11 protein-coding genes are annotated in these 13,423 nt (G+C 70.6%); 5 read left to right on the top strand and 6 right to left on the bottom strand.

The window, feature by feature from the left end; all coding sequences use genetic code 11:
• The first annotated feature begins 18 nt into the window (after positions 1 to 18).
• Complete coding sequence (locus tag AC27L4_RS15020; RefSeq protein ID WP_487143040.1) at positions 19 to 687, top strand: carbonic anhydrase; 669 nt, start codon at positions 19 to 21, stop codon at positions 685 to 687.
• Here AC27L4_RS15020 and AC27L4_RS15015 read toward each other — a convergent pair.
• On the bottom strand, positions 632 to 1,732 hold the full coding sequence (locus AC27L4_RS15015; protein ID WP_487143039.1) for a hypothetical protein: 1,101 nt from the start codon (positions 1,730 to 1,732) through the stop codon (positions 632 to 634). The genes AC27L4_RS15020 and AC27L4_RS15015 overlap by 56 nt on opposite strands.
• A gap of 86 nt (positions 1,733 to 1,818) precedes the next feature.
• Here AC27L4_RS15015 and AC27L4_RS15010 point away from each other — a divergent pair, with 86 nt between their 5' ends.
• Both AC27L4_RS15010 and AC27L4_RS15005 read left to right on the top strand, forming a co-directional pair.
• A complete protein-coding gene (locus AC27L4_RS15010) occupies positions 1,819 to 2,079 on the top strand; it encodes a type II toxin-antitoxin system Phd/YefM family antitoxin (protein ID WP_487143038.1) in 261 nt (86 codons plus the stop codon).
• Positions 2,076 to 2,513, top strand: coding sequence for a type II toxin-antitoxin system PemK/MazF family toxin (locus AC27L4_RS15005; RefSeq protein ID WP_487143037.1), 438 nt, complete (start codon positions 2,076 to 2,078; stop codon positions 2,511 to 2,513). The genes AC27L4_RS15010 and AC27L4_RS15005 overlap by 4 nt, the downstream gene beginning before the upstream one ends.
• Positions 2,514 to 2,533: 20 nt before the next feature.
• Here the strand turns inward: AC27L4_RS15005 and AC27L4_RS15000 are convergent, their stop codons facing one another.
• Together AC27L4_RS15000 and AC27L4_RS14995 are read right to left on the bottom strand one after the other, a co-directional pair.
• Positions 2,534 to 4,354: a M3 family oligoendopeptidase gene (locus tag AC27L4_RS15000; protein WP_487143036.1), complete on the bottom strand. Its 1,821-nt coding sequence runs from the start codon at positions 4,352 to 4,354 to the stop codon at positions 2,534 to 2,536.
• Positions 4,355 to 4,861: 507 nt separating this feature from the next.
• Entirely contained in the window at positions 4,862 to 5,881 is a 1,020-nt protein-coding gene (locus AC27L4_RS14995; protein WP_487143035.1) for a DUF2125 domain-containing protein, read from the bottom strand.
• Positions 5,882 to 6,040: 159 nt separating this feature from the next.
• Here AC27L4_RS14995 and AC27L4_RS14990 point away from each other — a divergent pair, with 159 nt between their 5' ends.
• Complete coding sequence (locus tag AC27L4_RS14990; protein ID WP_487143034.1) at positions 6,041 to 6,319, top strand: BolA family protein; 279 nt, start codon at positions 6,041 to 6,043, stop codon at positions 6,317 to 6,319.
• 172 nt (positions 6,320 to 6,491) lie between these two features.
• On the opposite strand, the gene AC27L4_RS14985 is transcribed toward AC27L4_RS14990, so the two are convergent.
• The 3 genes from AC27L4_RS14985 to AC27L4_RS14975 all read right to left on the bottom strand — a co-directional run bounded on the left by AC27L4_RS14985 (position 6,492) and on the right by AC27L4_RS14975 (position 12,094).
• Positions 6,492 to 8,147, bottom strand: a complete 1,656-nt coding sequence (locus tag AC27L4_RS14985; RefSeq protein WP_487143033.1) for a peptidoglycan L,D-endopeptidase MepK — start codon at positions 8,145 to 8,147, stop codon at positions 6,492 to 6,494.
• A 291-nt stretch (positions 8,148 to 8,438) separates the two neighbouring features.
• Positions 8,439 to 10,466, bottom strand: a complete 2,028-nt coding sequence (locus tag AC27L4_RS14980; protein WP_487143032.1) for a L,D-transpeptidase family protein — start codon at positions 10,464 to 10,466, stop codon at positions 8,439 to 8,441.
• A 104-nt stretch (positions 10,467 to 10,570) separates the two neighbouring features.
• Positions 10,571 to 12,094 carry a sigma-54-dependent transcriptional regulator gene (locus AC27L4_RS14975; protein WP_487143031.1) on the bottom strand — a complete coding sequence of 508 codons (1,524 nt, stop codon included), beginning with the start codon at positions 12,092 to 12,094 and terminating at the stop codon, positions 10,571 to 10,573.
• Positions 12,095 to 12,324: 230 nt separating this feature from the next.
• On the opposite strand from AC27L4_RS14975, the gene AC27L4_RS14970 reads away from it, so the two are divergent.
• Complete coding sequence (locus AC27L4_RS14970; RefSeq protein ID WP_487143030.1) at positions 12,325 to 13,413, top strand: CobW family GTP-binding protein; 1,089 nt, start codon at positions 12,325 to 12,327, stop codon at positions 13,411 to 13,413.
• Positions 13,414 to 13,423: the final 10 nt, after the last annotated feature.

The raw sequence follows: 13,423 nt of genomic DNA, 5'->3' as shown, positions 1-13,423 counted from the left end.
CCGGGAGGACGGAGAGGCATGTTTCCCGAGCGCCTCGGCAATGGCTATCGCAGCTTCCTCGGCGACCGCTTCCGGCAGGAGCGGCGCCGATACGAGGAACTGGCCGAGGGCGGGCAGAATCCCGAGATCCTGCTCATCGGCTGCTGCGACAGCCGCGTCTCGCCGGAGGTGATCTTCGACGCCCGGCCGGGCGAGCTCTTCGTGGTGCGCAACGTCGCCAATCTGGTGCCGCCCTACGAGACCGGCGGCGTGTTCCATGGCGTCAGCGCCGCGCTCGAATTCGCGGTGCAGGCGCTGATGGTCAAGCACATCGTGGTGATGGGCCATGCCCGCTGCGGCGGCATCCGCTCTTTCGCGGAGAAGCGGGCGCCGCTGTCCTCGGGCGACTTCATCGGCAAGTGGATGTCGATCATCGCCCCTGCCGCCGACATGCTGGAGGACCCGGGCGAGGAGCCCAGCCCGGACTACATCACCCGGCTGGAGCTGGCGGCGATCGACCAGAGCCTCGCCAACCTGATGACGTTCGGCTCGGTCCGCCGTCGCGTCGACAGCGGCGAGCTGGAGTTGCATGGGGCCTATTTCGGCATCGCCACCGGGCGCCTGCTGGTACGCGACCCCGAGACCAAGACCTTCAAACCGCTGGTCGAGCACCTGCCGGAACGAGTGTCGCTGTTCGACTGCGACTGATGCGCCGGCCGCGCCGGCGGGCCAGCCGCTCGCCGAACCGCTTGGCCCCCCGCGAAACGGCATAGGCATAGAAAAGGCCCACCGCCAGCCAGCCGAGCAGGCCCCAGAGGCCGGTGCCGAGCAACAGCGCACCGCGGCCGAGCAGCTTCAGCGTCGCCCGCGTGCCGCGTCCGAACCGCTCCGACAGGCGGGCGGCGCGGCCGATCTCGGCCGGCGACTTCGCCACAGCCAGCACGTCCTCGACCGCTCGGGCATTGGCGCGGCGGAACAGGGCGAAGGTGTCGCGCCCCATGGCCCCGAGCGGCGCGACCGCGGCCGGACGGATCGCCCGTGACGCTGCCTTCGCCGAGGCGGCGAGGTCGAGGCTGCGCACCGCCGTCAGCGCTTGGCGCAGCTCCGCCCCGTCGACCGCCTTGACCAGCATCCGGCCGACACTCGCCGTCAGATCCTGCGACAGCCGGCCGGCCTTGCGGGCTGTCTTCACCAGCGACAGGCCGCCGCGCAGCGGTGCCGCCTCGCCGGCGCTGGCCCAGGTCGCCGCAGTCGCGGCCAGGCCGACGGCAGCCAGGCCGACAACCAGCGTGTCGGCCTCCTCGCCCCGGGCGACGCGCCAGCCCTGGTGCGCCAGGTCGCGGACGTCGCCGATGCCGACCATGTCGCCGGCGAAGGCGCCGGCAAGGCCGGTGAGGCCGCCGACGTCGCCGACCACGGCACCGCGGGCAAAATCATAGGCGGTCTCGGCGACGCCGCCCTCGGCCGCCTGCGCCGCGCGGGCGCGCAGCGCGGCGTCGACGGGAACCCGGTTCTGGTCGGCGAGGGCGACGAAACTTTCGGCAAGGTCCGCGTCGCCGGCCGCCAGCGCGCTCTCGACTTCCCCGGCGATCCGGTCCGGCGTCAGCGCCGGGCCGAGCCGCAGCGTGCTGATCGCCACCGGATCATCGCCCGCCGCCAGCAGCGATGCGCTCTGATAGGCCACCGGCAGGACGACGAGGCCGGCGCCGGCGAGGCTGGCCAGTCCGAACAATCCGGCGAAGAGGCGTCCCACCTGGAGCGATCCTTGTCATCCTGAAGATCCGGATTTTCCGGATCATGGTCACCATCCATGATATGGGTCTTGCAGGAGGCAATGTCATGCCCAAGGTCAGCGCGGCGGAATTCCAGAAGAACATCGGCAAGTGGCAGGATGCCGCCCTGAAGGAGCCGGTGATCATCACCCGCAACGGCCGCGACCGCTTCGCCCTGGTCGACGTCGAGGAATATGAAAGGCTGAAGCGGCGGGACAGGAAGGCTTCCCATGTCTGGGAGCTGGAGGAGGACCTGATCGACGCCCTCCTTGATAACCCCCTGCCGCCGGATGGAGAGGCGTTCAACGGCGAGCTGTCGTCCCGATGAGCCTTCCCGAGCCGGTCCCCGGGCTGGTCATCGCCTATGACTTCCTGTGGCGGCGGCAGGCACGCGCAGGGCGGGAGAATGGCGATAAGACCCGGCCCTGCGTCATCGTGGTCGCCGTGCGTCGCTCGCGCGACGTCACGACTGTCGTCGTGTCGCCGATCACCGATAGTCCGCCGGGCGAGGATGAGATCGGCGTCAAAATGCCGGTCGCAACGAAGCAGCGCCTCGGTCTCGACAGCGAGCCGTCCTGGATCATTGCCAGCGAAGCCAACACTTTCACCTGGCCCGGCCCGGATATCCGCCCGGTCTCCGGCGACGACCGCCGTCGCTATGCCTATGGCCACCTTCCCAATGATCTCATGCGGCAGTTGCGCGAGAAGGTCAGGGCGGTCGTGCTCGCGAGGCGGCTGAAGATGACGGAGCGCGGGGAATAGCCCCGGCGCCGCCGGGGGCGCTAGCCCATCGCCTCCAGCTCGCCGATCATCCCCTCGATCATGCCGAGGCCGATCTGCCAGAAGGCGGGATCGCGGGCGTCGAGGCCGAAGGGCGCCAGCAGTTCCGAGTGGTGCCTGGTGCCGCCGGCCGCCAGCATGGCGAGGTAGCGCTCGGCGAAGCCGTCATGGGCGTTCTGGTAGACGCCGTAGAGCGAGTTCACCAGGCAGTCGCCGAAGGCATAGGCATAGACGTAGAAGGGCGAATGGATGAAGTGCGGGATGTAGGTCCAGAAGGTCTCGTAGCCCGGCCTGAGGTCGATCGCCGGGCCGAGGCTCTCGCTCTGCACGCCGAGCCAGATCTCGCCGAGCTGCTCGGCGGTGAGCTCGCCGCTGCGCCGCTCCACATGCACCCGCCGCTCGAAGGTGTAGAAGGCGATCTGGCGCACCACCGTGTTGATCATGTCCTCGACCTTCGAGGCCAGCATGGCGCGCTTCTGCGCCGGGGTCTCGGCCTTGGCGAGCAGGGCGCGGAAGGTCAGCATCTCGCCGAACACCGAGGCGGTCTCGGCCAGGGTCAGCGGCGTCGGCGCCATCAGCGCGCCGTTGGGCGCGGCGAGCACCTGATGCACACCGTGGCCGAGCTCATGGGCGAGCGTCATCACGTCGCGCGTCTTGCCCATGTAGTTGAGCAGCACATAGGGGTGGGATGACGGCACGGTCGGATGGGCGAAGGCGCCGGGCGCCTTGCCCGGCCGCACCGGCGCGTCGATCCAGCCCTCGTCGAAGAAGCGCCTGGCGATGCTCGACATGCGCGGCGAGAAGCCGGCATAGGCGGTGAGCACCGTGTCGCGTGCCTCGTCCCAGCCGATGGTGCGGCTCTCCACCTTGGGCAGCGGCGCGTTGCGGTCCCAATGGGCGAGCTTGTCGCGGCCGAACCAACTGGCCTTGAGCCTGTAGTAGCGGTGCGACAGGCGCGGATAGGCCTGGTGCACGGCCGAGACCAGGGCGTCGACCACCTCGCGCTCGACGCGGTTGGCGAGGTGGCGCGAATCGGCCACGTCCTCGAAGCCGCGCCAGCGGTCGGAGATCTCCTTGTCCTTGGCCAGGGTGTTGGTGACCAGGGTGAACAGCCGCAGATTGTCCTTGAACGTGTCGGCGAGGGCGTGCGCCGCCGTCTCGCGCTTCTCCTCGGACGTGTCCTGCAGCAGGTTGAGGGTCGGCTCCAGGGTCAGCTCCTGGCCGTCGACCTTGAAGCGCAGCCCGGCGATGGTCTCGTCGAACAGCCGGTTCCAGGCGCCGCGCCCGGTGACCGACTTCTCGTGGAAGAGTTGCTCGATGCGGTCTTCCAGCTGATGCGGCTTGTCGCGGCGGATGTCCTCCAGCCAGGGTTTCCAATGGGCGAGGGCCGCGTCGGCCAGGCCGCGCTGCAGCAGCCCATCGTCGAGCCGGTTCAGCTCCAGGGTGAAGAACAGGAGGTGCGAGGAGGCGGCGGTGAGCTTCTCCTGCACGTCGCCGTAGAACTTCGAGCGCCGAGGGTCGGTGGTGTCGCCGGCATAGACCAGGCCGGCATAGGAGGCGACGCGGCCGAGCTTGTCCTCGATCGCCTCGTACTCGGCGATGACGGCGGCCAGGCGCGCCGGGCCGTCGGCCTCCCGCAGCATTTGCTCCAGCCGCCCCTTATGGGTGTCCTCGAACGCCTTGCACAGACCGAGCGCCTGGCCGAGGTCGGCGGCCAGCTCCGGCGAGTCGATGCCGGGATAGAGGTCGGCAAGGTTCCATTCCGGCAGGGCGCCCAGCGAAGGCGCGTCGGGCTGGCGCGAGGCGGGGAGAGTGTCGGCCATGAAGTCTCCAGGACAAAGCGGGGGTGGCTGCGACACTGCGGACGCAACGCCGTCGTGCCCATAATGCCGACCCTGGCGTCGCGTTCAACCTTGCAGGGGTGCGATCGTCGGCCTCGCCGCCGGGCGTGGCCCCGGCGCCCGGCCGCGACCTCCGGCGACGGGCGCCCGACGATGGCTGCCGCCGAGCCCGGCCAGCCGGGCGGCCATCGCGGCGGCCCCGTGGGTGGGCGGGCGGACGATGCCGGCCTGCTTCGGTTCGATCGCCGGCCGATGGAAGGCGACGACACAAGGCATCGGCGCCGTGTTCAACAAACCGTGATGGGCATCGTGCAGGGCGCCGGCGGATGGTCCCACGCCCCCGATGTGGCCAGCGTGTCTCCAGCGACGCCCCGCCGGCTCCCGACGAGACCGAGCCGTCGAGAGTGGTGCCCACAAGCGCGCCGTCCGCAGTCGGGCGGACCTGTTCGCGCGTCCTCCCGCACCTCTCCGAGTTGGACCGACTCCTGATCAGAACAGGCTGGGCAGCTTGCCGGCCGGGAAGGCGCCGATCGAGGCCTTGCCCTTCTTCAGGCTGAGCGGCACCTCCACGGCTGCCCGGCCGTCGATGTTGGTCGGCTTGCCGAGCAGCGTCAGGCCGACGCCGAGCAGGTTGGCGAGGTTGGCCGGCGCCAGGTTCGAGCGCTGCAGCGCGTCGGCGAGCTCGCCGGTGCCGGCAAGGGCGAGCGTCAGCTTGCCGGCCGGCCGGCCCTCCGCATCGAGGGCGAGATCGCCGGCCGCCCGCACGCTGGAGGGGCCGCGATCGATCTGGGCCTGGTCGACGCGCAGCGTGCCGCCGGCGTCCGCCCAGTCGCGCAGGCGCTGCGACAGCGACTTGGGCGAAAGATCGAGAATCTGCGTCACCAGCCCCTGGACCTGCAGCTTCACCGCCGCCGTGTCGCCCATCGCCGCATCGATTTCCGGCGCGCTGGCGGCGTCGATGCTTGCTGCAAGGTCATAGGCTCCGGGGGCGGCGTCGGCGCCCTCCGCCATGCGCACATGCGCTTCGATGCGGGCGCCGCCGAGCAGGGGCCGCCGCTGATCGCCCTCGACCGCGGCGACGTCGGCGCCCTCGAGCACGACCGAGATGCGCTGCGGGCCGGAAAGGCCGAGGGCGAGGCTCGCCTCGGCGCTCTTCCAACGGGTCTCGACCGTCCGCGGGTCGTCGCGCGGGGTGAACACCAGCGGGCCGTCGGCCAGGGCGACGATGCGCGTGGGCTGATAGGCCTGCGCCACGGCGACCAGGCTCCTGGCCGTGAGGCTGAAGGAGCCGTCGTCGCGGGTCACGTCGAGACGCGGATCGGTGCAGCGGACCTCGAGGCGGAACGGAAAGCCGCCGAGGCTGCGCTGGCCGCAGGTGACGAGGCGGCCCTTTTCGGCCTCGCGCGCGACGAAATCGTCGAGGGCGCGCTCGGCCCGCGATGCGGCATACCACCAGAAGGCCGACCACCCCGCGGCAATGACGAGGAAGATCAGGGTCGGAAGCAGCACCCGGCGGCTCGAGCGGCGACGGGGCAGAACGGCGTCAGTGGGCAAGGCTATGGTCCCGTTGGGCGTTCGGATCATGACGGCGGCGCGGCCGCCGCCGTAAGCCGGCTTGACCGCCCGGCATCGAAAAGCTTAGGGCGTGATGGCACAGGAGGCTTGCCGATGTCGATGCGGAGCTTGATCGAAGCGCGCCTGACCGCCGCGCTCCATCCCGATCGCCTGGTCGTTCTCGACGAGTCTGCCGCCCATGCCGGGCACGCCGGTCATCGCCAGGGCGGCGAGAGCCATTTTCGCGTGCGCATCGTCGCGTCGGCCTTTGGCGGCCGCAGCCGGGTGGATCGTCACCGCCTGGTCAACGAGGCCCTGCGCGAAGCCTTCGCCGCGGGCGTGCATGCCCTGGCGATCGAAGCGGCGGCGCCGGGCGAGCAGACGCGGTGGTGACGGACGCTCCAGCGCGGCGATCGACGCGAGGCTGGTCGGCGGGCACGGGCTTGGCACGCAAATCGTCTCTTCGAGGGCGGACCCTATCCGCAATCATGGCCGGGACGGGCCCGGCCATGCCAGCAGATCAGACGGTTTCGCCGCAGATTGAGGCGTTTTTCGGGGCCGCTCTTCAGTTCAGGCCCGGCGTCGGCTTGGCGATGCTGCCCGTGATGATGTCCGGCGCCAGCGTGAAGCTCGCGGTCCGCAGCGGCTTGATTGCGGCGCCGGTGAACCTCTCTGCCCGCAGGTCCTGGTAGGCGGCGACGCCGAAACGCATCACCACGACCTTGGAGGGCGCCGGGATCAGGGTCCCGACCGACTTCAGGTCGGGGCGCACCAGGCCGGCCTGCGCCTTGTTGCGGGCGGAGGCGACGGGCGCGGTGACGGAGACGAAGTTGAGCTTCTCGAACCGGGTGGCGATCAGAGCCTGGCGGTCGCTGCGAGGCGGGGCGATCATGCCGGCACTGGCATCGGCGAAGCCGAGGGCGCGGCTGGGCGGCAGCCGGGTGTCGCGCTTGAGCACGAGGTCGATGCCGCGCGAGGCGTTGGCCATGACCGGCGCGCCGGGCCGCAGCATCGGCGGAGCCTCAGGCGGCATCGGCGTCTGGTCGAGCGCGGCGAGCTGAACCGGCGGCGCGGCGTCCTCCGCGTCCGAGCCGGGGCGCACGGGAGGCAGCGGGATATCGGCGGCCGCGACCAGCATCTCGGCGGCCGGAGCCTGGCCCTGCGGGCCGCTCTGCCAGACCATCTGCGGGCCGGAAAGCTCGGCCGGGCGCGGCTCGGGCAGCGGGATCGGGGCCGGGCGAGGCTCGGCCTTGGCAACCACGATCGGGGCGGGAGGAGCGGCCGGGACGACCGGTTCGACGACCTCCGGCGCAGGAACGCGAGCGCGGGCCACAGCCGGAACAGGAGCGGGCGCCGGCGCAGGAGCCGGGGCGGGAGCAGCTGCCGGTGCCGGCCTGGCGCCGGCCCGGCTGGCGAGCAGCACGGCCAGCGGACTCTCGGCGCTCTTGCTCGTCGGCGCGTAGGACACGGTGCGGCCACCGCCGCCGCCGAACAGGCTGGCGAGCGAGAAGCTGCCGCCGCCATCCTCGTCGCCCTCGAAGCCGCCGACCGTGCCGCCATTGCGCTGCAGCTCGGCATAGGCGGCCTGGTAGCCCGGCATCGGCCGGCCATCGCTGGGGATGAGGACGGTCTTGCCGTCTGGGAAGACCGCAGCGAGCTGGGCGCGGGTCATGCGCGGCCACATGCGGACGCTGCCGGCGTCCATGTGGACGAAGGGCGAGCCGGAGGTCGGGTAGAAGCCGACGCCGCCGCGCTGCAGCCGAAGGCCGGCGGCACGCAGCTGGGCGAGGTTCACGCCGGGGATGTAGAAGTCGATCGCCTTGCCGAGCGTGTGCTGGCTGAACTTGGCGACGCCGCGGGACCGGCGCCGCAGCATGGCGTTGGTCTCCGGAGCGCGGTAGGCGCTGACGATGTGGATGGGCTGGCTGGCGCCGACGGTGCGATAGGCCAGCCAGACCGTGTCGAGCACGCGCGGATCGATGCGGGTCGGCTCGTCGCGCCGCCAGTCACGCAGGAACCAGTTGATCTTCTTCAGGGCATCCGGATCGAAGGAGCCGCCGCGCTTGAAGGTGATGTTGATGCTCTCGCCGGTGTGCATGTGCACCATGCTGAGCGAGCGGGTGTCGCCGTTTGCGACCGCATCCTCGGTGGGACGGACGAGGATCGCGAGCGTCAGGGCGGCCGCAGCGACGGTGCCGGCCGCACGAAGGGCCTTGCGCATGCTGATCCGCGGGAGGGGCGACAGGGGGTTCGGCACGATTACGACTCTCGGCGAATCTGGAGCCTCATCCCCGGCGCTGATGCGCCGGGACGGCAGGCTTCGTTGACAGAGTCTTGCCGAGATAGGTTAAAGCACCGTTGATGATGTCCCATCCGACCCCCGACGATCCCACGCGACCTTAGCCAAGTGGCCGTCTCGTATCCCTGACGGGCAGGAGCACGGCAGCCTTTGTGTACTTTCTGGCGCGCAAAGATGGCAAAAAGACGAACGCCACCGCCTTATTTCAGGACCTCACTTTGCCAGCCCGAGCGCCGCAAGGACACGGCTGTTATAGCCGTAAATGTCGTCGAGGCGCTTCAGGTCACCCTGATCATCCACAAAAGTGGTGAAGTAGGCAATATGCACCGGCAGTTGCTGCTTGAGATCCACCCGTTGCTCGCGCCCGCCGATCATCTTTTCGACCTTCTGGGCGGTCCAGCCATTGTGGGCGCCCATCACGATTTCGGCGAATTTGAAGGGCTGGTCGACACGCACGCAGCCATGGCTGAAGGCGCGCTTGTCGCTGGAGAACAGGCTGCGCGAGGAGGTGTCGTGCAGGTAGACTGAGAATTTGTTGGGGAACATGAACTTGATGTGACCGAGCGCGTTGCGCTCGCCCGGCGGCTGGCGCACCGAGATCTGGTTGTTGCGATAGGTCACCTCGAAGCCCTGCCGCACCAGGTAGTTCGGGTCATTGGCGAGCTTGGGCAGGTACTCCTTCTTGATGATCGACTGGGGCACGTACCAGGAGGGGTTGAGCACCACGAACTGCATGTTGTCGGAGAAGATCGGCGTCGGCGTGTTCGGCTTGCCGACGACGACGCGGCTCTCGTTCACCACGGCTCCATCCATGGTGACGCGCACCATGTACTCCGGCACGTTGACCAGGACGTGGGAGCTGCCGAGGTCGCGCGGCATCCAGCGCCAGCGCTCCATGTTGGCGATGATGTCGCTCTGCGCGTTGGCGCGCGAGCCGCGGATCTCGCCGTTGAGGGCGGCCAGGGTCTGCGGGCTGAGCACGCCATTCGCCTTGAGGCGGCGCTCGCGCTGGAAGGCGCGCACCGCATCGGCCAGCGCGTCGTCATAGACGTCGCCGTCGGTCATGGTCAGGCCGAGCCGGCTGCGCAGCACGGCCACGCGCCCGTCGCTCATGCCGACCTTGAGGGTCGGGCCGGGGGGCACGAGCGGGGGCCGCGCGACGGCCACCGCAGCCTCGGCATCGCGCAGCTCGGCGAGCTTGCGCTTCAGCGCCTGATATTGCGGGTGGGTCGGGTTGTAGCCGTCGAGGACGCCGGCCGGGTCGGCGGCGATCGCCAGCGAAGCGAGCACCTGCACCGGGTCGGGCGCATGGGCGTCGGCGACGATGTCGCGGCCGATGGTCTGGGGATCGACCCGCCCGCTCGAGGCGTCGTGGGCATAGGCCATGAGCGCGCCCGCCATCGCCAGCTCCGCATTCGCGACGGTCTCGGGCGGGGAGGAGGGGCCGGCCAGGGCATCGAGCCCGGCCACGGCATAGGCCCTGGGGTCGAGGCCGTCCTCGTCCGCCTGGGCGAGCCGGTCGAGCAGGGTGCGGCCGGCAGGGGTCAGCCTGCCGTCGTCGATCCAGACCGGCTGGTTGTCGCGAAGGGTGTAGAACTTGGCCATGGCGGCGCGGCGATCGTCGGATCTGGCGGCCGGCACGGCGAGCTTGGCGGCGATCTGGGCGCGAACCGCGTCGGGAAAGCCGACCGGGGCGACGGACGTGTCCTGCGCGGGCGGAGCGGCGACCGGAAGCGGCGCGGGAGTCGAGGGGGCCGCTGCAGCCGCCGGCGGGGCCGGGTCCTGCGTCGGCGCCGCCGCGGCCGGAGCCGGAGCTGGCCCAGCCGGAGCCGGAACAATCGCCGCCGGCCCGGGCGCCGGCGCGAGCGGCTTGACCGGCTCGGCCTCGGCGGCAGCGATGCGCGCATCCATCCGGGCCTTGGCGGCGGCGATCTCCTCGGGACCGAACGGGAGCGCGGCCTTGCCGGCCGGCTCGGCAGGGGGAGCGGGCTTGGGGGCGACCGTCGCCACCACATCGTCGCTCCGTGCGGCGGCGACCGGGGCTGCGGGCGCCGGTGCAGCCCGGCGGGTCAGGGGCGGCGGGCCGACCGGCGCGAACGCGGCGGCGCTTTCGGCGGCGCTGAGCGCGGGCAGCGGGAAAGACGGTGCCGGCCGGGCCTCCTGGGCGCGGGCAGGAGCGGCGGCGATCCCCAGAGCGAGGCCAAGGGCGACGGAACACAACAACAGGTCGCGGCAGCGCATATCATTCCTCGAGATCGGCACAGCACATTGGCGCGACGCCGGATTTTTTGATCTAATGCGAAAAGCGTATCGCAGCTTCAATGCACATTGTGGTGTGCAATCGGTCACGCCGCGGCTTCGTTGGCGCTCGTGTCTTCCGCACCACAGCTTTGCGGTACGCTCTCCTCGAGACCGAGTTCCTTGAGCTTGCGATAGAGCGTCGAGCGGCCGATGCCGAGCTTGCGGGCGACCTCGGTCATCTGACCGCGATAATGGCGGATGGCGAATTTCAGCGCCTCCGTCTCGATCGTCTCCATGCTCCGCACGTCGCCGCGCGAGTCGAGCAGCGGCAGGGTGTGGGGATCGCGAATGGTGACGACCTCGCGCAGCGGCTGGCCGGTGATCATCGCCGGGCCGGTGTGGATCGGCCGCGGCGGCAGCACCGGCGCCGCCGGGATGCGCACGTCGAACCCGTCGACAAGGGCGGCGATCTGCGGGAACTCGGCGATGCCGAGCTCGTCGCCGTCGGCAAGCACCACGGCGCGGAACAGCGTGTTCTCCAGCTGGCGCACATTGCCCGGCCAGTCATAGGCGGCGAGCAGGGCCAGGGCCTCGGCGGTGATCGAGCGGATCCGGCGCCCTTCCTCGGCGGCGAAGCGGGCCATGAAATGGCGGGCGAGGTCGGGGATGTCCTCCCGGCGCGCCCGCAGCGGCGGCAGCATCACCGGGAATACGTGCAGGCGGTAATAGAGGTCCTCGCGGAAGCGGCCTTCCTTCACCAGCTCGATCAGGTTCTGGTTGGTCGCCGAGATCAGGCGGAAATCGGTCTTCACCGAGCGCTTGGCGCCGACCGGGTCGACCTCGCCTTCCTGCAGGGCGCGCAGCAGCTTGACCTGGATGTCGGGCGTCAGCTCGCCGACCTCGTCGAGGAACAGGGTGCCGCCATGGGCTTCGACGAACTTGCCGGCGTGACGCTCGGTCGCGCCGGTGAACGCCCCCTTCTCATGGCCGAACAGGATGGATTCGGCGAGGCCGGCCGGCAGGGCGCCGCAATTGACGGCGACGAACGGCCTGCCGCGGCGCTCGCTGGCGCCATGGACGGCCCGCGCGACCACTTCCTTGCCGGCGCCCGATTCGCCTTCGATCAGCACGGGGATGCCGGAAGTGGCGGCGCGCTCGCCCAGGCGAATCACCCGCTCCATCTCGGCGCTGCGGGTGACGAGGTCCTTGAAGCCGAGCATGCCGGCGGCGCGGCGCGACAGGAGCCGGACCTCGCTTTCGAGGGCGCGGCTCTTCATGGCGTTGCGAATCGACACCTGCAGGCGCTCGGCGCCCACCGGCTTGACCACGAAATCGGCGGCCCCGGCCCGCATGGCCGAGATCACCGCATCGATGGAGCCATGCGCCGTCTGCACGATCACGGGCGTCTCCAGTCCCTTCTCGCGCATGCGGCCCAGCACGCCCATGCCGTCGAGGTCGGGCATGACGAGATCGAGGATCAGGAGATCGAAGGCCTGCGATTCGAGCGCCAGCAGCGCCGCCTCGCCGCCCTCGACCAGGGTCACGCCATAGCCGAAGCGACGCACCATCGCCTCCAGCAGGCGGCGCTGCACCGGGTCGTCGTCGGCGATCAGGATCGTTGCGGTCATGCAAGCCTCGCGGTTGGGCCGTCGCGGCCCGTCCTCTGTCCCGTTTCGAAGCATGCTGGGCGAGAAGGGTGAACGCCGCCTTAACGACGTTTGACGATCATGCGCCGCGGCACGCCCGTCCGCCGGAAAACCGGTTCCGGCATCGGGCTACCGCCGTCATGCGCCTCTCGCCCGGCCGGCGCCCATCATTTCCCTGTACCGGGCAAGGGTACGGCCTGTATGAGTGCGGCATGCGAGCCATTCCCGTCACCGTCCTCACCGGCTTTCTCGGCGCCGGCAAGACCAGCTTCCTCAATCGCCTGCTGGCGGACCCGGCGCTGAGCGACACCGCCGTGATCATCAACGAGTTCGGCACGGTCGGGCTCGATCATCTCCTGGTGGAGACGGCGGGCGAGGGCGTGACGCTGCTCTCGGCCGGATGCCTGTGCTGCACCATCCGTGGCGAGCTGATCGACACGCTGCAGGATCTGGCCGCCCGGCGCGACGCCGGGACGCTGCCGCCCTTCCGCCGCGTGGTGATCGAGACCACCGGGCTCGCCGATCCCGCGCCGATCCTGCAGACGCTGGCGGCCCATCCCGGCCTTGTCGCCCGCTATGCCCTCGACGGCGTGGTGACGCTGGTCGACGCGGTCAACGGCGCGGCGACGCTCGACACGCAGGAGGAGAGCGTGCGCCAGGCGGCGGTGGCCGACCGGCTGGTGCTGACCAAGGCCGACATCGCCGATGCGGCGGCGGTGCAGAGCCTGCGCCTGCGCCTCGCCCGGCTCAATCCCGCGGCGCCGGTGCTCGACGTCCGCGCTGTGAGCGCCGGCGACGTGCTCGGCCTCGGCGTATTCGATCCCGGCGCCAAGAGCGCCGACGTGCGCCGCTGGGTCGGAGCGGCGGCGCACGACCACCACCCTCACGGGCACGACCATGCCGGCCCGGGCCATCATCACCATGACGTCAACCGCCATGACGCCCGCATCCGCGCCTTCGCGCTGACCAGCACCGTCGCCCTCGGTCCCGGCCGGCTCGACGGCTTCCTCGACCTGCTGCGCAGCCGGCACGGGCCGGACCTGCTGCGCTTCAAGGCTCTGATCGGGCTCGCCGACGATCCCGAACGGCCGGTGGTGGTGCACGGCGTGCAGCACGTGCTGCATCCGCCCATCCGCCTGGCGCGCTGGCCGGACGAGGACCGCACCAGCCGGCTGGTGTTCATCGTGCGCGACATCCCGCCGGCCGAGATCGAAGGCCTGTTCGCCGCCTTCCTCGGCGAGCCCCGGCTCGATCGGCCGGACTTCGCGGCGCTCTCCGACAATCCGCTGGCGCTGCGGTAATCCACCGGCC

The organism is Labrys sp. Lb11 (assembly GCF_057554225.1).
Note: the sequence above shows the minus strand (reverse complement) of the source record. Positions and strands in the feature narration are given on the sequence as shown.

Coding starts and splice junctions, on each gene's coding strand:
- AC27L4_RS15020 (WP_487143040.1), top strand. CDS start 19: ATGTTTCCCGAGCGCCTCGGCAATGGCTATCGCAGCTTCCTCGGCGAC.
- AC27L4_RS15010 (WP_487143038.1), top strand. CDS start 1,819: ATGCCCAAGGTCAGCGCGGCGGAATTCCAGAAGAACATCGGCAAGTGG.
- AC27L4_RS15005 (WP_487143037.1), top strand. CDS start 2,076: ATGAGCCTTCCCGAGCCGGTCCCCGGGCTGGTCATCGCCTATGACTTC.
- AC27L4_RS15000 (WP_487143036.1), bottom strand. CDS start 4,354: ATGGCCGACACTCTCCCCGCCTCGCGCCAGCCCGACGCGCCTTCGCTG.
- AC27L4_RS14990 (WP_487143034.1), top strand. CDS start 6,041: ATGTCGATGCGGAGCTTGATCGAAGCGCGCCTGACCGCCGCGCTCCAT.
- AC27L4_RS14985 (WP_487143033.1), bottom strand. CDS start 8,147: ATGCGCAAGGCCCTTCGTGCGGCCGGCACCGTCGCTGCGGCCGCCCTG.
- AC27L4_RS14980 (WP_487143032.1), bottom strand. CDS start 10,466: ATGCGCTGCCGCGACCTGTTGTTGTGTTCCGTCGCCCTTGGCCTCGCT.
- AC27L4_RS14975 (WP_487143031.1), bottom strand. CDS start 12,094: ATGACCGCAACGATCCTGATCGCCGACGACGACCCGGTGCAGCGCCGC.
- AC27L4_RS14970 (WP_487143030.1), top strand. CDS start 12,325: ATGCGAGCCATTCCCGTCACCGTCCTCACCGGCTTTCTCGGCGCCGGC.